This is a genomic window from Nonlabens sp. MB-3u-79 (assembly GCF_002831625.1).
Classification (GTDB): domain Bacteria; phylum Bacteroidota; class Bacteroidia; order Flavobacteriales; family Flavobacteriaceae; genus Nonlabens.
On sequence record NZ_CP025116.1, the window covers coordinates 157,500 to 177,934 of the forward strand.

General features: G+C 38.4%; 14 protein-coding genes. 5 read left to right on the forward strand and 9 right to left on the reverse strand.

Translation table 11 applies throughout. The annotated features are described in order from the left end of the window. Positions 1-2: 2 nt before the first annotated feature. The 3 genes from guaB to CW736_RS00750 form a co-directional block, all read right to left on the reverse strand. On the reverse strand, positions 3-1,475 hold the full coding sequence (gene guaB, locus CW736_RS00740; protein ID WP_101012098.1) for an IMP dehydrogenase: 1,473 nt from the start codon (positions 1,473-1,475) through the stop codon (positions 3-5). A gap of 468 nt (positions 1,476-1,943) precedes the next feature. Beyond that, on the reverse strand, positions 1,944-4,379 hold the full coding sequence (locus CW736_RS00745; RefSeq protein WP_101012099.1) for a hypothetical protein: 2,436 nt from the start codon (positions 4,377-4,379) through the stop codon (positions 1,944-1,946). 67 nt (positions 4,380-4,446) lie between these two features. Further along, complete coding sequence (locus CW736_RS00750) at positions 4,447-5,046, reverse strand: ribonuclease HII (RefSeq protein WP_101012100.1); 600 nt, start codon at positions 5,044-5,046, stop codon at positions 4,447-4,449. 240 nt (positions 5,047-5,286) lie between these two features. On the opposite strand from CW736_RS00750, the gene CW736_RS00755 reads away from it, so the two are divergent. From CW736_RS00755 to CW736_RS00770, 4 genes are all read left to right on the forward strand, one after another. After that, entirely contained in the window at positions 5,287-7,254 is a 1,968-nt protein-coding gene (locus CW736_RS00755; RefSeq protein ID WP_101012101.1) for a putative porin, read from the forward strand. A 42-nt stretch (positions 7,255-7,296) separates the two neighbouring features. Further along, positions 7,297-7,593 (forward strand): hypothetical protein, encoded by a 297-nt coding sequence (locus CW736_RS00760; RefSeq protein WP_157810849.1) that lies wholly within the window; start codon positions 7,297-7,299, stop codon positions 7,591-7,593. Between the two features lie 205 nt (positions 7,594-7,798). Beyond that, positions 7,799-10,264 (forward strand): TonB-dependent receptor, encoded by a 2,466-nt coding sequence (locus CW736_RS00765; RefSeq protein WP_101012103.1) that lies wholly within the window; start codon positions 7,799-7,801, stop codon positions 10,262-10,264. 9 nt (positions 10,265-10,273) lie between these two features. After that, entirely contained in the window at positions 10,274-10,855 is a 582-nt protein-coding gene (locus CW736_RS00770; protein WP_101012104.1) for a type 1 periplasmic binding fold superfamily protein, read from the forward strand. Between the two features lie 196 nt (positions 10,856-11,051). Here CW736_RS00770 and CW736_RS00775 read toward each other — a convergent pair whose 3' ends face one another. The 4 genes from CW736_RS00775 to CW736_RS00790 all read right to left on the reverse strand — a co-directional run bounded on the left by CW736_RS00775 (position 11,052) and on the right by CW736_RS00790 (position 16,516). After that, positions 11,052-12,593 carry a cryptochrome/photolyase family protein gene (locus CW736_RS00775; RefSeq protein WP_101012105.1) on the reverse strand — a complete coding sequence of 514 codons (1,542 nt, stop codon included), beginning with the start codon at positions 12,591-12,593 and terminating at the stop codon, positions 11,052-11,054. An 884-nt stretch (positions 12,594-13,477) separates the two neighbouring features. Next, on the reverse strand, positions 13,478-14,806 hold the full coding sequence (locus CW736_RS00780) for a DASH family cryptochrome (protein ID WP_101012106.1): 1,329 nt from the start codon (positions 14,804-14,806) through the stop codon (positions 13,478-13,480). Between the two features lie 507 nt (positions 14,807-15,313). Further along, entirely contained in the window at positions 15,314-15,457 is a 144-nt protein-coding gene (locus CW736_RS00785) for a DUF2256 domain-containing protein (protein WP_101012107.1), read from the reverse strand. 399 nt (positions 15,458-15,856) lie between these two features. Further along, positions 15,857-16,516, reverse strand: a complete 660-nt coding sequence (locus CW736_RS00790; protein ID WP_101012108.1) for a flavin reductase family protein — start codon at positions 16,514-16,516, stop codon at positions 15,857-15,859. 83 nt (positions 16,517-16,599) lie between these two features. Here CW736_RS00790 and CW736_RS00795 point away from each other — a divergent pair, with 83 nt between their 5' ends. After that, positions 16,600-17,400, forward strand: a complete 801-nt coding sequence (locus CW736_RS00795) for a class I SAM-dependent methyltransferase (protein WP_101012109.1) — start codon at positions 16,600-16,602, stop codon at positions 17,398-17,400. 194 nt (positions 17,401-17,594) lie between these two features. Here CW736_RS00795 and CW736_RS00800 read toward each other — a convergent pair whose 3' ends face one another. After that, on the reverse strand, positions 17,595-17,921 hold the full coding sequence (locus CW736_RS00800) for a YegP family protein (protein ID WP_101012110.1): 327 nt from the start codon (positions 17,919-17,921) through the stop codon (positions 17,595-17,597). 55 nt (positions 17,922-17,976) lie between these two features. After that, on the reverse strand, positions 17,977-20,187 hold the full coding sequence (locus CW736_RS00805) for a TonB-dependent receptor family protein (protein WP_101012111.1): 2,211 nt from the start codon (positions 20,185-20,187) through the stop codon (positions 17,977-17,979). Positions 20,188-20,435: the final 248 nt, after the last annotated feature.

Here is a 20,435-nt window from a genome sequence, read left to right on the forward strand (position 1 = left end):
GTTTATCTACTGTAATTAGGAGCCTCTTTAGTGATGGTCACATCATGAGGATGACTTTCCATCATTCCAGCAGCGGTAATTTTTATAAAACGACCTGTTGCTTTTAAGGTTTCAATATCCTTTGCTCCACAATATCCCATTCCAGCGCGTAAACCACCTAAGAACTGAGTCATGCTTTCTACCAAATCTCCTTTATAAGGTACGCGACCTACTATTCCTTCTGGTACTAATTTTTTTATATCGTCTTCTACATCTTGGAAATAACGGTCTTTAGAACCGTGTTGCATGGCTTCTACAGAACCCATTCCTCTATAGGATTTAAATTTACGACCGTCATATATAATGGTCTCTCCTGGAGACTCTGTCGTTCCTGCTAACATAGAACCTAGCATGACACAATCTGCTCCAGCGGCAATAGCTTTAGGTATATCCCCAGTATATCGTATTCCACCGTCTGCAATTACGGGAACTCCAGTTCCTTTTAAGGCATGAGCAGCTTCCATTATAGCGCTTAATTGTGGAAAGCCTACTCCGGCAACTACACGAGTCGTGCAGATTGATCCAGGACCTATTCCTACTTTTACTGCATCTGCTCCAGCGTCAGCCAGGTATTTTGCAGCCTCAGCAGTAGCTACATTTCCTACCACTACTTCTAGATCAGGAAAGCTTGCTTTTACTAATTTTAATACATCTACCACACCTTTTGTATGACCATGGGCGGTGTCTATCACTACAGCATCTACTCCAGCAGCAACTAACGCACGGGCTCTTTCTACTGCATCACCAGTAACCCCTATAGCGGCCGCAACGCGCAAACGACCGTATTGGTCTTTGTTAGCGTTAGGTTGTAGGGTTAACTTTGTAATATCTCTAAAGGTAATTAAACCTTCCAGCTTGCCCTCCTCGTCGACAACGAGTAGTTTTTCAATCTTGTGTTGTTGGAGAATAATCTCAGCCTCTTGTAGAGAAGTCCCTGTTTTTGCTGTTACTAAATCTTCTGAAGTCATTACTTCAGATACTAATCTTGAATCGTCTTTTTCAAAACGCAAATCGCGATTGGTAATGATTCCTTTGATATAACCATCTGCATCAATAATAGGAATACCGCCTATACTGTGCTCTCTCATACTGGCCTTAGCATCTCCTATGGTAGCCTTTTCTGTCAAGGTTACTGGGTCGATAATCATACCGCTTTCTGCACGTTTTACACGACGTACTTTTTGAGCTTGAGCCTCAATGGTCATGTTTTTATGAAGAATACCTATACCGCCTTCTTGCGCCATAGCAATAGCCATGCGACTTTCAGTAACAGTATCCATCGCTGCCGAAATTACGGGTGCGTTCAGGGTTATATTTCTAGTAAATTTAGATTTGATACTTACTTCTCTAGGAAGCACCTCGCTATAAGCAGGTACAAGAAGTACATCGTCGTAGGTTAAACCTTCGCCTAAAAACTTGGATTCGTGAGAGATCATGCAATAAAATTTTATTGCATGCAAAGATACCAATTTAATTCTTGTGCTTGATTTTATTATTCTTAATTATTTATCAATTATTTCTTTTAGAATAAACAGCCTCTATAAAGGTTTATAAAAAGATGATAATTCTCACTATTTATGATTTAAAAGCCACATTTCTAGGAAAACAACTTACTGATCCATTTTATACAACGCCCATTCCAACAGTTGGTATTTCAAATCTTTGTACGAGCATGCTACAAAAAACAAATTCCTATATTTTATAAGCATCTTACAAGAAGTAGTTTGATGAAATCAAGCATAATAGTTGTCGACTGCCGCTCGAACAGACATTAAAAAGCTCTTATTCGAGCTAGGAGCAACATTCAGTACTTAAGCTCGTACCTATGATATGAATAAAACATCTTGATTCTATATTCTTATAGCAAACGATCTTGACTTCTTTTCAAAACAATTCAAGTACACTTACCATTTATATATAATCACGTCATCACCGTCTAAAGTAGCGAGGTATCGATTCTTAGATTGGGCTATCGCACTTTGGGTCTTCCCATAAACGGGTAAGGAAGAAAGCAGGTCTCCTTTCCTATCTAGGATATACACCTTGTTTTCTCCTGTTTCAATAAGGTGAATAAAATCACCGCTGGAGAGGCGCGTTATATGAGCTGGTAAGTAGGTTCCATAAGGTAATGTTACATCATAACTATTGATACTTAGCTCATTGTTATTCTGAATCAACAGCATTTTTGAATTGGCTTGCAAGGTAGCATCAGTTCGGTAAGTACCTTTGTAATTTACCGTTCCTTTTACTGGATCTAATTCCATCAACTTCCCTTCTTCTGTTAGTGCTAAAGCTTTATTTTTATTTAAATAGAGCGCTGTATTTAGCTTTGGCTTTTCTTTGACATTGGTACGCATAGAACCTGTTCTACTCAATAATGCTATAGAATTATCCGCTTTCGCGAAAGCGATATAATCCTTTATCCCTATTCTAAAATGTTGCGGCTGGCTGGTGATGTTCTTTGCTTTTTTATAAGTGAAACCGCTCACCGTTTTCCCATCTCTGTCCAGCATGATCAACTCATTGCCCTGGGTTACTAAAAAACGATACTCGCGTCTGTTATCATAGTCAAAAACACTCAAAGGCTGTGTGATAGGATCTTTAAACTGTTGAGGATAGGCGTTCACATCTTTACCATTTCTATCGATAAAATATACGGACTTATTAGTAGCAAAGGCCATTTGCTTGCGACCGTTCTTATAGGCATCAGTCACTTCTATTTCTCCAAGAATAGGCCCGTCTAAGTTTTTACTCCACCATTTTTTTCCAAATTCAGAAAGTAAATGCAAGGTGAAGTCCTCATCTTGAAAAGCTACATCATGTCTTTTATTCAAATGATTGGGGAATAAAAAAGGCCCAGCGATGATCTTTTTAGGCGACTTATACGCTCCTATTTGACTTACTTGCATCTTATTACTTCTTCCCATTGCGTAAGGAACCACTAGGTGGTAATGCGCATATTCATCTTCATGAACATACTGACTGATCATTAATGGAAAGTCATTTTCATCAAGTTTTTGAATCAGCTTCAAATCTTCTTGATCAGTGTCTTTTGCCAACTCTTTAAACTCTTTGGCACTAGTGATTTTAAGAAGGCTACTGCTATTACTCAAGGCCTCTCTAGAGTCGTTCCACCAAGGTTGCTCTGATAAAACAGTTTTGTTTTGGTAATTAGAGATGAATTCTTCTGGTGCACTAGCACTGTTAGAACAGATAAGATGTTGATCTAAAACAGTGACAAATTTGTATTCCTTAGCTTGTACTAAAGGCCGTATAGCATGAGTCTTTATGGGATTAGCCAATTCATAAATCAGGTGATCTCGATAAGTAAACTTTGCTGTTGAAAGACTGTCTAGATTCATAAAAACAGATTCGTATGGTTTTAAAGTAAATACCAGTGCATTTGTTTTCTCTAGCTTCACCTCACTCATTTCTTGAGTGTTATCAAGAATCTCCATTAATTGGCTTCCTACTTTTATCTCATTGCTGTGGTATCTTTTCAAGTTATCTATAAGTTGGGAAGGCTTTTGATAAGTAACAGATTTTAAACTTCTAAAACTTAGAGGAAGGACGTCTTGAATATGATTTTCTGCAGCATCTAAGTTGTTGTACAAGTCGTGATCCATTTTTAGACTGTCCTGATATGTAATAACACCATCTAATTGAAAATAAGTACCTCCGGTACGAGCTTCTAGTTGATACCACTCGGCATGGTTTCCATTGTCACTGATATTATTACCTAAGAGGAATTGCTCCAACCACTTCTTTTCTGTCGCTTTTATGTAAAAGGTACTGCCACTTTTAGTTCGGTTATAAATATTTTGAAAACCGTCGTCAAAAACATAATCAGATACGTCTCTTCGAACTATACTTTCTAACACTAACAAAGAAGAACTCGCGAGGTGCACTCCTTTGTGGTTCAATGAATAATAACTCTTCTTATCAATTTCCTTTTTAATGATTTTTGCTTCATTATATATAATTTCAGAAGTAGTGTTAGTAGTGTCTATAGTCTTTTTTAGGGGTGAAGTAATAAGTGTGATGACCACTTCATTTTTACCTTCTATACTCAAAGCGATCAGGGACTCCTCCCCTTTAAGGTTGTAGTTTTTAAGAAAAGAACTGGCTTCCTTTATTTCTCTTATACGAGAAAGCTTTGAGAGTTTATTCAACAATTCATTACTGCTAAAAAACTGATCCAGATCTTCTAAATTATCTATATGAACAATGATCTTAGCATCGGTAGGAATGCGGTTGATCAAGTCGTTGTTGATCTCGCTATTTTCCTGACAAGATGTACAGGTAAATACAATGATAATAAGGGCAATAAGATTGCGCATGGAAGTCAATTTAATAAACACAAAAATAAATAGGATAATCCTTCTAAACGATATAAATACGAACAACTTATAAGTCTGATATCAACGGATCTGGAAGTAATTTAAAAGTCATGCGATGATAAGGTGTTGCACCGTGTTTTCTTATCGCTTCCCGGTGTTTCTTAGTAGGGTAACCTTGATTTTTTTCCCAACTGTACTCTGGATGTTCCTGTGCAATGCGCGACATAAAATCATCTCTATAGGTTTTTGCAAGAACCGAAGCCGCTGCGATGTGCAAATACTTTCCATCTCCTTTTATCACCGTAGTTGCTGGTGTTTCTCGATAGGAATTAAACTTATTACCATCCACAGCGATGTGCTCTGGACGTATGGTTAATCCATCTATGGCCTGATGCATGGCAAGAATACTGGCTTGCAAAATATTGATCTCATCTATTTTTTCCATCATCACATGCGACACATGGTAATCCAGCGCTTGCTCTTCGATCAAGGTCCTGAGTTCATACCTGCGCTTTCGCGAAAGCTTCTTACTATCGTCTAACAATTCAGATTTAAAATCCAGCGGTAAAATTACAGCAGCAGCAGTTACTGGTCCACAAAGACAGCCTCGACCAGCCTCGTCTGTACCGCATTCTACTATTCCTTTATGAATCTGATTCAAAAGCATTTTCAAAAGTACATAATAGCAGCAATTTAAAATCGTTTAAATCAAGATACCAATCATAAAGATCATTTGAGGCCTCTACACTTGTTTCTTTTTCGTTGTAAGTTGCTCTTTATACTTTCCATAGCCGGTTCTATGAAACGTATTCACCGCTTCGGGCATCAAAAAAGCAACTTCGTTTCTTATTCGTCCTTTTATGATTAAAATAGGTATTACTTTTGAACTCTGTATGCCGTACTGTTTATGAAACAATTTTTATTTTTATTTTTTTTGATGCCGCTGGCCCTTTTGGCGCAAAAGGAAAAACCGCCCTTGCAAAAAGGTGATAGAAACGATCAAAACAGATCTATTAGCAACAAGGAAGTAACTGTAGCTGGAGAAAAACCACCTATTACAGATTACCTGATCATCTCCCAAAAACGCGATACCACTTATCTGGACACCACACTTACCATGGCAAAGGATTTTAAATTCAACTACCTGCGTCAAGACGATTTTGAACTCATGCCCTTTCATAACGTTGGACAACCTTATAACGAGTTGGGTAAAAGTTTTGACCTAGATCTTCTTTCTCCCCGACTAGGATCTCGAGCTAGACATCAAAATTATTATGAGATCGACGATGTTTTTGACTACTACGTACCTACTCCTTTGACAGATTTATATTTTAAAACGGTAGTGAATCAAGGACAGCAATTAGAAGCATTATTTACAACTAACTTGTCGCCTCAATTCAATTTCTCTATCAGCTATAAAGGAGTGCGCAGCGCAGGTAACTACGTCAACACCTTGACCAGTTCTGGTAATTTTAAATTCACCTCCAATTACACCTCCAAAGACAAAGCCTATCGACTGAGAGTTCACAGCGTTTTTCAAGATCATTTAAATGAAGAAAACGGCGGTCTAGAAGCAGCTTCTTTACAAGGCTTTATAGATGACGAGGCCAATTTTCAAAACAGAGGAAGACTAGAGCCCAACCTCACCGATGCCCAAAGCCTTCTGGACGGGAAAAGATTTTATATAGACCACGATTATGAAATTATAGGAGAAAAAGACAGCACTTCTTATTACAGTGGTCGCATTTATAACAAAGCCTATTACGAAGATAAATATTACCAATTTTCTCAAACCAGTGCTGACGAAGACTTTCTAGGTGACGCTTATATTTCTTCTAATCTACAAGACAAAACAAATCTTGAGGAGGGAATGATAGAAGCTGGCGTTTCTTATGACCATCATTTGTTAGGGTTTTATAAAGCTGGAGTTGCTAGACATAAGTACAACTACGGCTACGATAGATTGATCAATCAAAACAGCGGGGTCATCAATAACCGACTTATAGGAGAATTGTATCAATTCAAAGCAGCCTTTGAAAAGCGCATCGGTAAATTTGATGTTACGGCAAATGGTGGTGTGAATATCGCAGGAGACCTGAATGGACAGTTCATCACTGGCCAAGCTTCCTATAAATTTAAGGATGTTGCTGTAAAAGCTGGACTAGCGATCAGTTCTCGCGCACCAGATTTTATCTTTACACTTCATCAAAGCGATTACCTCAACTACAACTGGCAAAACAGCTTTAACAACATCGAAAAACAAGAACTAAGCTTCCTCATCGATTCTGAGAAATATGTCAACGCTCAAGTGACTTTTACCACCCTACAAGATCATGTGTATTTTGCACAAAGCCTGGTTACCAATACCAATAATGAAATAACTGGCTACAACGCTTTACCACTCCAGGCCAGTGGAGATATTACCTATCTCAAAATTAAACTCAATAAAGACATTAGCTTTTTGAGGTACTTTGGACTTGATAATACGCTGATGTATCAACAAGTTACACAAACCGATGACATCATCAACGTACCCGACCTGACAGCGCGCAGTACCTTCTACTACAAAAACAGATTCTTTAAAAACGCCTTGTTACTTCAGACAGGAATCACAGCAAAGTATTTTACTGCATATCACATGGATGGATACGATCCAGTTTTGGGAGAGTTTTACAGTCAAAACACAGAGAATCTTGGTGGTTTCCCGATGATAGACCTTTTTGTAAATGCAAAAATCAGACAGACCAGAATCTTCTTTAAACTGGAACATGCCAACCAGCTTTTTGCCAGCAATACCGATTATTTTAGTGCACCGCGCAATCCCTATCGGGACTTTAGTATACGTTTTGGGATGGTCTGGAATTTCTTTTTGTAAAATTTTAGAGTTTTTTAAGACGACATCTGTTTATATTTGACCGTGGCTATACGCAAATCCATTATCGCTTCTTTTTTGTTGTTGTTATTTACAGCAGCACAAATCTCTGTCGTCCATGAATTCTCTCATGATGAAGACAGTACGGAATGTGCTATATGTATAGTTGCTCAGAATTTTCAAACACAATCTTTTGACTTATCTGCTGCAGTAGAATTTGATTCTATTGCACTTGTTAGCATAAAGGAGAATATTGTTGTTGATCTCGCTTTCGCGAAAGCGGAATCCCAATCCATTATACATACCACACGACCACCGCCATTTTCAATGGACACTATTTAAATTAAAGGTCGCCTATAATTCGTTTCTTTTTCACTCTTATTTACTTAAAAATTAAAGCACAGCTAAAGCTCCACTTTATTTTTATCAGTTATTTGGTAGAAGAACAACTCCAATTATTTATCCCTTCTTTTTAATCTACATAGTTATTGCTTCCTATAAAGTGGGCTTCTCGCCCCAACACCTAGCAATCATTTAAATTTCAAACATGCGTACTAAACAACTCGTCGCTATAGCTGTATTTCTCAGTTTTAGCTTCAGCAATGCACAAGAATGCAATCTTGTGCTCCAAGGAAAAATAATAGATTTTCACGATTCAAAACCTTTGGAATTGGCACAAATTTATGTGGTTCAATTACAAAAGACGTATATCTCAAAAGCAGATGGCTCTTATGAAATCAGCGGTCTCTGCCCGGGCACTTATGACATCAGCGTATCCCATTACGATTGTGAGACCAAGAGAACAAAATTTGAAATAGATCAAAATAGGACACTGGATATCTCTTTAGAGCATCATATCAGCGAATTAGAAACAGTAAAAGTACTTGCAGACGTTCATGATAATCATGCCAGCACACAATCGAGCACCAGAATTAATGCCGAAAAAATTCAGCAATACAGCGGTGCCTCTTTAGGTGATGCACTAGCAACAGTCCCAGGGGTAAGCTCCTTAAAAACAGGGAATAGTGTTGTAAAACCTATTATACATGGTCTTTATGGAAGCCGTGTAGCTATCGTAAATGATGGGTTGCGACAACAAGATCAAGAATGGGGAGTTGAACATGCGCCTAATATAGATATCAATACCGCTAGCAACATCCAAATCATCAAAGGAGCCAGTGCATTGAGATACGGAGGGGATGCTATAGGCGGTACTATTCTTATAGAACCTGCTCGTGTCATTTCAAAAGATACCATAAGAGGACATGCAATACTACAAGGACAGACCAATGGTCGTGGCGGTAGCGCAACAACGACCATTAATAATTATCGTGCATCTGGATGGTACCAGCAAGCAACGCTTACCTATAAAAAGCTGGGTGATTTTGAAGCACCAGACTATGTATTGAGTAATACAGGAAGTGAAACAGCTGCTGTAAATCTGGGAGTAGGGTTCAAAACATTTGAGTATGGAGCAAGTGCTAAATATTCCTTCTACAATAGCGACATAGGAATCTTAAGAGCGTCCCATATAGGAAGCGCAAGCGATTTAGTGCGCAGCATCAACTCTAGGCAACCACTCATTATCAATGACTTTACTTATGATATAGACGCCCCAAAACAACAAGTGGCTCATCATGGGTTGCAATTCAATGCTTTTAAACGATTTGCTGGATTAGGTAAATTGAGTATGGACTATTCCTTTCAGTTCAATAACCGCAAGGAATTTGACATCAGGCGTGGTGCAAATGTGGGTCTGGCTTCTCTAGACATCGACCTGCAAACTCAAAACATAAGTGTATATGCTGTAGCAGATGCTTTTGAAAAGACCACCTATGAAGCCGGAATAGATTATATGAACCAACTGAACAGACCCAATGCTGAGACCGGTGTGAGAAGATTGATTCCAGATTATGATGCAAATAAAATAGGTGCCTTTGCCAGTCTGACACACGAACCATCTGAAAAATGGGTGTTGGACGCAGGCTTGAGATACGATCGTTATGATATCAATGCGACCAAATTCTACTTGCAAAGCCGCTGGGAAGATTTGGGTTATGACGAGCAATTTGCTGCCTTTGAAATAAGCGAACAAGGAAATCAAATTATGACCAATCCAGAATTCCAATACGATTTATTTGCTTTTACCGCTGGCGCAAAATACTTGTTAGATACGCATTACGATCTAGCTATAAATTTGAGTAGTGCTAACCGAGCTCCTAATCCTAGTGAACTATTCAGCGATGGGTTGCACCATGCCCTAGCAACTATTGAGCTGGGAAGACTGGACTTGAAAAAGGAACAGTCCTATAAAGTAAATGCTACTTTTCATGGGAATGAAGGCGATCTAGATTTTGAAATCAATCCATATATCAACTTTGTAAATGACTTTATACAGCTGGTTCCTAATGGACTAGAAACAACTATACGTGGAGCGTTTCCAGTGTTTCAATACGAGCAAATTAACGCTAGATTATATGGAATAGATCTACATGCTACTTATGATTTCTGGACTAAAAAAACTGCTGAGGAGATGAAAACCAATCCTAATGAAATGATTTATAAAATGGAAAAGCTGGTTCGCTTAGAAACCAATTTCTCCTACATTCATGGAACGAATTCTTCTAACGATTTACCTCTAATAGACATGCCTCCTTTGCAATTTCAAAACCAAGTTACTTGGTTTAATGTTTTGGATTCTAACATTGATTTCCACGTTGCAAATCAAACCGTATTAATGCAAAACAGGTTTCCAGACTTTGATTACACTGTAGATATCCCTAATGATCAGGGTATGCTAGAAACTGTACTCGTTGAAATTTCTGAACCACCCGAAGCCTATAGTTTATGGAATGCTGGGGTGAGTTACGCTTTCGCGAAAGCGAATACCAAAGTCAACCTTAGCTCCAACAATTTATTTAATACCCAGTACCGCAATTACCTCAACCGACAACGTTTCTATGCTGACGAAGTAGGTCGAGACATTCAATTACAAATTATCTATAACTTTTAAAAAACAACAATGAAAACAAGAAAAACAACAATGAAAACAATGAAAACATCCATCCCTTTTTTAAGCATTATTGCTTTGCTATTTATGACCTCTTGTACAGATGACGATGCCGTTACCATTATCAATGAAGAAGAACTGATCACTACGGTAGAATTAGAACTCACCAACTCCGCTGATGCCACTAATGTGGTCTTATTGAAATCAGTCGACATAGATGGTGAAGGTCCTGACGACCCAGTGATTACTATTACAGGAACTGTAAATGCTAACAGTACTTATCTAGGCGCAGTGCGTTTCCTAAATGAATCTATAGCACCATCTGAAGACATTACTGAAGAAGTAATTGAAGAATCAAATGAACATGAGGTTTTTTACACCTCTAGCATTACCGATCTTACGATTACAAAAACAGATGTGGATGTTAATGGAAATCCGCTAGGGGTATTAACCACCTTCCAAACTGGCGCTATAGGAACGGGAACGCTAATCCTAGTATTGCGTCATGAACCTATAAAACCTAATGACAACACTTTAATTGGTGCTGGCGGCGAGACCGATGCAGAAGTGAGTTTTACTTTTGAAGTGGAGTAAGTAAGCTAGAATACTTATAATATAAGGCCTGTTAAAGTAATTATTGCTTTGACAGGCTTTATTATTCTTATTAAGTGCAAGAATAAAATGACGCCTTAAAATTACTAAACCATTTAACTACAATAGTCCAATCGTATCTTGCCTCTACAACACCAAATTTTATAAATCCATAACTTTGGTGATTGGATAAAACAAATTAAAAGTCTTCTGGAGAATCGATCACCTTTTGAGCACGTTGACGGTGTTTGTTCAATAATTCTGGATCCATCTTGCGCAGCAATGCCATCATCATGTTCATACGCTGGTTGTTCTTCAAATACGCTTCTTTTTCTGCTAGAAAATTCCAATATAAGGAGTTGAATGGACAAGCGTCTTCTTCGGCCTTCTTTTTAGTTACTTTGTACGCACAACCTTTGCAATAGTTACTCATTTTATTGATGTAACTACCGCTAGAAACATATGGTTTGGTAGCAACAATCCCTCCATCTGCCCATTGAGACATGCCTCTGGTATTGGTGATTTCTACCCATTCTATGGCGTCGATGTAAATCCCCAAATACCACTCGTCCACATAACTTGGGTCTGTCATAGTGAGTAGTGCATAATTACCGGTGACCATCAATCGCTGAATGTGATGCGCATAAGCATTGTCTAGCGAGTTGTTAATGGAATGTTTTAGACAATTCATTTTAGTGTCTCCCGTCCAGTAGAATTCTGGAAGTTTGTTTCTATTTTCTAAAGCATTTTTCATCTGGTAACCAGGCATTTCACTCCAGTAAATCCCCCGCATGAATTCGCGCCAGCCTAAAATTTGTCTTATAAATCCCTCTACTTGGGAGATATCTATTGGTGGTGTTCCGCTTTCGCGAAAGCGAGACAAAACAGCCTCTATAACTTCCATAGGAGAAAGGAGTTTGCAATTCATCGCAAAGCTCAATCTAGAATGAAACAGGTAGTCTTGATCCGTATGCATGGCGTCTTGAAAATCGCCAAAATGAATAAGCAAATGCTCACAGAAATAATTCAACACGTCTAATCCTTCTTGCCGAGTAGTGGGCCAGTTAAAATTAGAAGCATCGATTCGACCTATGGTTTTCACTCCTTCCTTTTCCAGCAAGTCCGTAATTTCAGTGACCTCTTTTCTAAATCCGTATTCAGGAGGGATAGCCGTCTTTTCATCCCATTTATTGCGGTTGCTATGATCGTAATTCCATTTACCACCTTCGGGCTCCTTATCGCCTTCTATCATGATATGGTACTTCTTACGCATATCGCGGTAGAAATATTCCATGGTCCAGCGTTTTTTACCTTCAAAAAACTTTTTTACATCATTTCTCTTAGTGAAGAAATGCTCGGTATCATAAGCTTGCCATTCTATATCCAGCGACTTACAAAATGTTTTTAATTGTTGATCCAGTCGCCATTCATCTGGAGCGAGGTATTCAAACTTTTCAATATCCTGCTCTTTGATGAGTTGCTGTAGATTCTTTACGAGATCCTGAGTGTTTTTTTTATCATCAAGATTATAATAGATACTATTACAGCCTCTCTCTTTTATCCAAGAATCAAAACCACGCATCGCCATAAAAAACGCCACTACTTTCTGTATGTGATGCGTAACGTAATCAGTCTCTTGACGCATCTCTGCCATAAAATAAGTCACATTCTCTTGATCCCCATTGAACCAGGAATGTTTATGATTGAGTTGATCGCCCAGTACTAATCTCAGTGTTTTCATATGTTGTATTTAATTTCCGCGCAGGCAGAAATCTTTTTATGGTGTTCTCCAAATGGCAACCGCACGCAGGCGGAAATCTTTTTATGGTGTCAAGCCGTTGCATAACGGCTTCGCTTAATCATTTGTCAAATGGCAGAATGAATGCTACCCCTGTGAAATTATTCTATCGCCTCACGGCAATCTTTTATGAAGCCGAATAAATTCGGCGTCTTGTCTCATTTTCGACTTCGAGTTCGAGTTCGAATTCAAGTTCAAATTCAATTTCCATTTCAGGTTCAATTTCAAAAAGGCAGAATGAATGCTACCCCTGTGAAATTATTCTATCGCCTCACGGCAATCTTTTATGAAGCCGAATAAATTCGGCGTCTTGTCTCATTTTCGACTTCGAGTTCGAGTTCGAATTCAAGTTCGAATTCAATTTCCATTTCAGGTTCAATTTCAAAAAGGCAGAATGAATGCTACCCTTGTGAAATTATTCTATCGCCTCACGGCAATCTTTTATGAAGCCGAATAAATTCAGCGTCTTGTTTCATTTTCGACTTCGACTTCGAGTTCGAATTCAATTTCCATTTCAGGTTCAATTTCAAAAAGGCAGAATGAATGCTACCCCTGTGAAATTATTCTGTCGCCTCGCGGCGTTTTTTTTATGAAGCCGAATAAATTCGGCGTCTTGTCTCATTTTCGACTTCGAGTTCGAGTTCGAATTCAAGTTCGAATTCAATTTCCATTTCAGGTTCAATTTCAAAAAGGCAGAATGAATGCTACCCCTGTGAAATTATTCTATCGCCTCACGGCAATCTTTTATGAAGCCGAATGAATTCGGCGTCTTGTTTCATTTTCGAGTTCGAGTTCGAATTCAAGTTCGAATTCAGGTTCCATTTCATCTAAAACAGCCCTTGTTGCAACCACAACTGTTGAAACTTGCCATCAGCATCATAACGGCTCGCTTGAAATTGTATGTTAAATGTTCTATTTCTTGGGTCGTTACCTACACCGCTGTTATACATCCAGTTGCCGTAATTAGAATGTACATCATAATCGATAAGAATGTGCTCAAAATAAGCAGCTCCGATACGCCAATCTTGTTCTTTGTGCATCGACCAATAGCTTGCCACATTCTGTCTGCCGCGATTGCTCATAAATCCAGTAGCAGCGAGTTCTTTCATATTTGCGTTTACAAAAGGCTCGTGCGTTTCCCCTGCTATCCATTTTTTGAGTTCGCGATCATTGGATTTCCACTCGTAATCGTTTTGTAAAATCCCTCCTATCTGAAATATTTGATCCTTGTGCTTTAAGGACACATACTTAAAAAAGTCACGCCATACCAATTCAAAAACAAGCCAGTAGGTATCTTGATTTTTCTTAATTTCTTTTTCAAATCGGGCTACTTCCCAATAAATTTGCCTCGCAGATATACAACCTATCGCAAGCCATGCACTAAACTTACTGCTGTAATCGATACCTATCAGGCCGTTTCTGGTCTGTTTATAATATTGTAGTTTCTTCGTTTGCCAGAAATAATGATCCAGACGTTCCCATACTGCTGTTTCACCACCGTCCCAAGGAAAAGCACTTCGACTGTCCTTTGCAAACTCTTCTAATCCTAATTCTGTGAGAGTTGGGATAGTGGTTTGCTCTACTACTGGTGCACCTTGCGAGTAACCGGTAATGTCTACAAGTGCTCTAACTTTAGCAAGCTTTTCGCATTTTTTACGGAATTCTGTAAAGACTTTAGGCACTTGCTTCCAAGTCTCAAAAGGAACTTCATCTGGGTGGTACAAAAACTGGTCGTAAAAACGATGCCCTTTTACTTTATCTTTTAATCCAGCGCTTTCTATCGCCTTACCCAATTCCTCTTCTTGTTTCAACTCGTCACGAGTCCATTCCTTTTGAAGAAAAATGTTGGATATATCGTGCTTCTCTATCAATTCTGGAAGTACTTCAGCTGGTGTGGCGTGAAAGACTAAAAGCGGAATACCGTGCTTTTCAAGATGGGCGCGTAAATCCTCTAAGGCTTCCCTAATAAACTGAGCGCGGTATTTGCCTGTTTTACCAAAAGGCATCTCGAACTCTAAATCAAAACTGCTTTTTTCGTAAAAATTAGGATCGAAACAGTACACCCCAATGACATCGCCCTCCATCTCACAAGCCGCTTTTAAGCTTTGATTATCTGCTACTCTTAAATCATTTCTAAACCAAACTAGGTTGTTCATATTGTTCTTTTTTGTCAAGCCGCTAAAGAACGGCTTCGCTATATGCTGTCTCGATGGTCGTTTAAAACCATCTTCAAAGGGCAGAATGAATTTTATCCCTGTAAGTTTCTTTTGTCGCCTGCAACCTTCTTTTATTACGCCGAACGAATTCGGCGTCTTGTTCCATTTTCAATTTCGATTTCAAGTTCGATTTCGATTTCAAGAAGGCAGAATGAATTCTGCCTCTGTGAAATTATTCTGACGCCCCACGGCGTTCTTTTATGACGCCGAATGAATTCGGCTTACCTGATCTTGAACCAATTTCATTTTAACTAGTTTTTAATTTCAAATCATCAAATCAATAAACGTTTTCGACTATCGCTCCAACTAGCATTATCAAATTACCACATCGTCAAATCATTTATTTGAACTGCATTTTTTGCTGCAGAAGGCAGAATGAATTCTGCCTCTTTGAATTTATTCTGACGCCTCAAGGCGTTTTTTTTTATGGCGCCGAATGAATTCGGCTTATTTATTTGAACTGCATTTCTTACTGCAGTACTTGACGGTTTCCCAATTCTTTTCCCACTTTTTGCGCCAGGTAAATTCGCGGTCACAAACTGGACAAACCTTGGCAGGTAACTGATGTTGATTCCGTGCTTTTTGTTTCATAACATTTTCCGCATTAACGCAAACCTCTTTTACTAGTCAAGCCGTTGCAAAACGGCTTTGCTATATAATTTCTCTATAGCTTTTTAAAATTATCTTCTAAGTGCAGAAGAAATACTGCCCCTGCAACCTTCTTTTATTACGCCGAATGAATTGGGCGTCTTGTTCCATTTTCAAGTTCGAGTTCAAGTTCAGGGAGGCAGAATGAATTCGGCTTTTGTTTCATTTTCGAGTTCGAGTTCAAGTTCGATTTCGATTTCAAGAAGGCAGAATGAATTCTGCCTCTATAAATTGTTCTGTCGCCTCACAGCGTTTTTTTATTACGCCGAATGAATTGGGCGTCTTGTTCCATTTTCGAGTTCAAGTTCGAGTTCGAGTTCAAGTTCAAGTTCAAATTCAAGTTCACTCCTCCTTCCCTGTTTTCATAGAGATTTCTTCCAGATCTTTACCTACTTGAGCATAGCTGAGTCTCTTTTCTACTTTGGCGAGAGCGTAACCGTCCAAACCATTTATAGTGACCGTTCCAGCTTTTCCTAAATCTACCCAACCATCTTCTGCCAAGTGATTTTCATTCAAAAAGATATCGGTAATTTTACAAATCACCAGTATACAATTGTTTTCTTCTAAGTAATATTCATTCACATATTCTGCTGCGAGTTGCACCGGAGCATCTTTTACAAAAGGCGTTGAAAACCCATCTCTTTCTATCTTTTCAATAGCTAGCTTCTCAAATTCCGAAATAGAAGCATCGTATTTGGAACTGGATTGATGTGCGTGATCTATCAAGGATTGAGGTAAGTGATTGAGTGTGATCTTACCCGTTTCTTTAAGGTTGTAATACGTATGACCTACACCATGTCCCAAGGGTCTTTGCACAAAACTAAATAGCGCTGGATTGCTCCCTAAATGAGTCACACTACTAAAAACAGCAACATTATCCACACCCTCTTTTGATCGAGTCGCCAGTAAATTAGCGCTTTTAAATCCAGTGATACTGTTCACCAAGTTGCCCCGATAAATACGTTCATAATTCTGAAGTTCTTCAAGGCCGATGTGTTTCATTTGTTTAACTTATATCTTCAAAGATAAAACAAAACCCTTTCGCATGCGGTTTTTGAAATGTTTAAACTTTATTAAATTGCTGTATGGATTTACAAAAAGCATTTGAGCTCAATAAAGAAACTTGGAATACCAAAACAGGTATTCATTATGAAAGTAAATTTTATGATAAGCAAGCTTTCGCGAAAGCGAAAAACTCATTAAATTCTTACGAGATCAACACCCTTGGAGAGGTAACCGACAAGAGTTTACTGCACTTGCAATGCCACTTCGGACAAGATTCCTTGAGTTGGGCAAATAAAGGCGCACAAGTAACCGCTGTGGACATCTCTGATAAAGCCATCGAGTTAGGAAAAAAACTAAGCATCGAATTAGAAATCCCAGTCGACTTTGTGTGCTGTAATGTTTTGGAGACTTCGCAACATGTGAAAGAGCAATTTGACATTGTTTTTACCAGTTATGGCAGCATAGGCTGGTTGCCAGATTTAAAACCTTGGGCGCAAATGATAGCCCAAAGATTACAACCTGGCGGCGTTTTTTATATGGTAGAGTTCCATCCTATTTTATGGATGTTTGACTACAGTGAAGAAAAACCTATTTTAACATACCATTATTCGCAAAACGAAGCCATCTACGATGAATATCCCGGCACCTATGCAGATCCTAATTCAAAAATGATATCTAAAGAGTACGGATGGAACCATTCTCTAAGCGAGGTGATCCAGTCCTTACTTGAGGCAGGTCTAACTCTAGAATTATTTGCAGAACATGATGGCAGTCCTTATGACGTATTTCCTGATATGGAACAAAAAGAAGACGGACTTTATTATATCAAAGACGGTTTGAGTCCTAGTTTGTTTGAGGTCAAGGCGAGGAAAGGAAGTTGAAGTTGAACTTGAATTCGAACTTGAACTCGAACTCGAACTTGAATTTGAATTTGAAAACTAATTCTTGAGATCAATTAAAGCGGAGCCGTTTTGCAACGGCTTGACGTTGAATTAATTTCTGGATATGAAATAAATCAAAAAAATCCCTTTTCAATAACTTGAAAAGGGATTTTTTTATAGAATGCAATCTATTTCTAAGAGTCGACCACTTCAGCATCTGGCGCATTTTTCATAACGCTTTGTATGCCGTTATCACGAGCGCTTTCTGACTCGTACATTTCGCTTTTTCCTATGACTTGACCATTAGTCGCAGTAAGGTTAAAATAAGGCTTCCCAGAAGTACTCACTCCTTTAGTATAGCGCTTCTCCGCTTGCGAATTCTTACGAACCGACTCGATTCCATTATCGCGAGATGCTTTAGTTTTATAACCTTCACTAGCTAATATATTTTGCCCATTACTTGCTTTTAATCTAAAGCGGTATTCTTCTGACTTGTTTTTATAAACTTCAAATTTTCCCATGTTGGTATCTTTATTATGAGGGCTAAAGATAAAATACTTCTTGAAAATCTAAAAATTAAAACCTAGCTATTAATCCAGCGTTGATACCGAATGGGTGTCCAGGCCTCAAGCCTGCTGGCTGTCTAGATACGGCATATTCATTATCCAACACATTGATCATGTTTAACGTACCGGTAAGGTTTTTATTAAAATGATACCTTCCAGAGACATCAATTATAAAGTTACTATCTACCCTTTCTGAAGCTATCGTATTACCTGACCCCGCGACAGTTCTCATTTCCCCTACAAATCTAGCATTGGCATTGATATCAAATTTTGAGTGGGAAAGACCTGCAAGAAAGTTCCATTGATTTTCTGCTATATATGGAATTTTATCTCCTATTGCTACCTCTCCATAAACGTTGCTTTCAAAAGCATTTTGAAATTCGGTTTGTGTATGAGTGTAGTTTAAGGTTAGGGGTAAGGACCAATTACTGTTACCCTCGAGTAGATCATAAGAAAAACTTACCTCTATTCCAGCGACATTTACTTCTCCAGCGTTGAACATATCTGTAGTTCCCCCTCCACCACTAGCAGCAAGATCACTTCCTAATAAATTGCTATAGTCATTAAAAAATACCGTAGTCTCTCCTCTTAAACCGCCTATCAGAAAACGAGATCCTAATTCATAGTTGACACTTTCTTCAGCGTCTACATCAGGAGCACTTCCTGGAGGGGAAAATCCTTTGTGAACACCTCCAAAGAAAGACCATAAATTATTGATACGGTAATTTGCTCCTATCCCAGGAATAAACACATTAACGCTGTTTTCCCGAGAGCTCAAGTTGGCACCAGTACGACCAGGATCATTACTTCCGTAATTATCTCTAGTAAGTGTAATGTCTTCATATCTCAAACCTGGAGTTAATGTTAACTTACCAAAACTTGCTTTGTAGAGGGCATGAAAAGCAATCGCCTCAGCATCTGATACACGATTGGCATCTGTTCCTCTAGTAGCTGGAGAAGTTCGAGTGAGTTGACCATTTTCTACACCGAATAAATCCACCCATTGATAGCGATCTTCTTGATCGGTATGGTAACGCACGCCTAATTCTAAATCACTCAATATATCGTTACCGAATCTTATATTCACTTTAGATTGAACTCCTCTAGAGTAATACACTCGATTGTTTGCTTTTACTCCTAAAACATCTTCGGCAGTATCTTGCCCACTAGAAATAGCATTGTACTCGCTTGCATAAGTAGTAGGGTCTGTAAGTATGTTATTAAGAGATGTAGCACCATTTCCTGTATTCACATAATCGAGTTTATACCAGTTTCTTTTAAAGTTATTAGAATAGGCAGTGGTTTGAACAATAATATTCTGAGCAGGTGTGATAAGGTGTGTCAATTGAATTTGATCGTGCTCAGTGACAATATTATCTGCTGCACTACCTAGATACCTTCTGTATGGATTTGTTTCAAAATCTGCATCCGAAAGACCTAAATAAGTCTCATTATCTAAGCCTTCGCTGTACTGCAACTTTAAAGTCAACGATTGCTGAATTTTTGCAGACGCCTTTGACCTGTAACTTAATTTTGCACTATAATCGTTGCGGTCAAAACCGGTGTTCCCACCATTATCTAGACTTTTAAAACCATCACTACTAAAGTTGAGAAAATCTACCATATAACCCCATTGTTCTCCACTATCACCAATACGAAGTTCTGTCTGTCTCGAATTAAAATTACCCATACTCATTCGAGCATACCCATTTAACTCGTCAGGAATGGAGCTAGACACAAAGTTGATGGCCCCACCAGTGGTAAAAGGTCCATATTGCACCTGACTGCTACCCTTTAATACTTCTATAGCTTCCATGCGAGCTACATTAGGGAAATAATAAGCTGCAGGTGATGAGTATGGTGCTGGTGCGATAAGTACCCCATCTTCCATCAAGGTGATTTTTGAAGATCGCTCTGCTTGTGTACCTCTTAAGGAGATATTAGGTCGCAATCCAAAACCGTCCTCTTCGGTAACGTTTACACCCGGAATAGAGAGTAAAGCTCTGTTCACATCGGTATAATTAAATTTAGTCAGATCTGTTTGCGACATATAATAAGAAGATCCTGTTCTATTTTGAGCTTCAAATTTACTTCCTATTAAAGAATTAGGCTTGAGGTGAATCACTTTTAGATTTTCAACAGAATCTGTCGGTTGTTCATTTTGGGATTGTAATAATTGAATACTTGCAATTATAACAATGAGACTTAGTATGTTTTTCATTTATTTAGAGTAATTATAAATAGAGTTTTAAATTCGGATGCAAATTTAAAACGCTTATTTAGAATAAATAAACATAAGGCCTGACTTTAACAATTGTTATTATTGATACCAAGACTCAAAATCATTGATAAAATATATAGAATGATTCTAAATAAAGATTATCTAACTGATAATAAGGCATATAAAGCTATGTGTTGTTGAATGATCTATTGGGAAGCTTCGCTTTCGCGAAAGCGATAAAAATAAAG

Excerpts from the sequence above, each read along its gene's own strand:
- guaB (WP_101012098.1), bottom strand. The coding sequence starts at position 1,475 with ATGATCTCTCACGAATCCAAGTTTTTAGGCGAAGGTTTAACCTACGAC.
- CW736_RS00745 (WP_101012099.1), bottom strand. The coding sequence starts at position 4,379 with ATGCGCAATCTTATTGCCCTTATTATCATTGTATTTACCTGTACATCT.
- CW736_RS00750 (WP_101012100.1), bottom strand. The coding sequence starts at position 5,046 with ATGCTTTTGAATCAGATTCATAAAGGAATAGTAGAATGCGGTACAGAC.
- CW736_RS00755 (WP_101012101.1), top strand. The coding sequence starts at position 5,287 with ATGAAACAATTTTTATTTTTATTTTTTTTGATGCCGCTGGCCCTTTTG.
- CW736_RS00765 (WP_101012103.1), top strand. The coding sequence starts at position 7,799 with ATGCGTACTAAACAACTCGTCGCTATAGCTGTATTTCTCAGTTTTAGC.
- CW736_RS00770 (WP_101012104.1), top strand. The coding sequence starts at position 10,274 with ATGAAAACAAGAAAAACAACAATGAAAACAATGAAAACATCCATCCCT.
- CW736_RS00775 (WP_101012105.1), bottom strand. The coding sequence starts at position 12,593 with ATGAAAACACTGAGATTAGTACTGGGCGATCAACTCAATCATAAACAT.
- CW736_RS00780 (WP_101012106.1), bottom strand. The coding sequence starts at position 14,806 with ATGAACAACCTAGTTTGGTTTAGAAATGATTTAAGAGTAGCAGATAAT.
- CW736_RS00785 (WP_101012107.1), bottom strand. The coding sequence starts at position 15,457 with ATGAAACAAAAAGCACGGAATCAACATCAGTTACCTGCCAAGGTTTGT.
- CW736_RS00790 (WP_101012108.1), bottom strand. The coding sequence starts at position 16,516 with ATGAAACACATCGGCCTTGAAGAACTTCAGAATTATGAACGTATTTAT.
- CW736_RS00795 (WP_101012109.1), top strand. The coding sequence starts at position 16,600 with ATGGATTTACAAAAAGCATTTGAGCTCAATAAAGAAACTTGGAATACC.
- CW736_RS00800 (WP_101012110.1), bottom strand. The coding sequence starts at position 17,921 with ATGGGAAAATTTGAAGTTTATAAAAACAAGTCAGAAGAATACCGCTTT.
- CW736_RS00805 (WP_101012111.1), bottom strand. The coding sequence starts at position 20,187 with ATGAAAAACATACTAAGTCTCATTGTTATAATTGCAAGTATTCAATTA.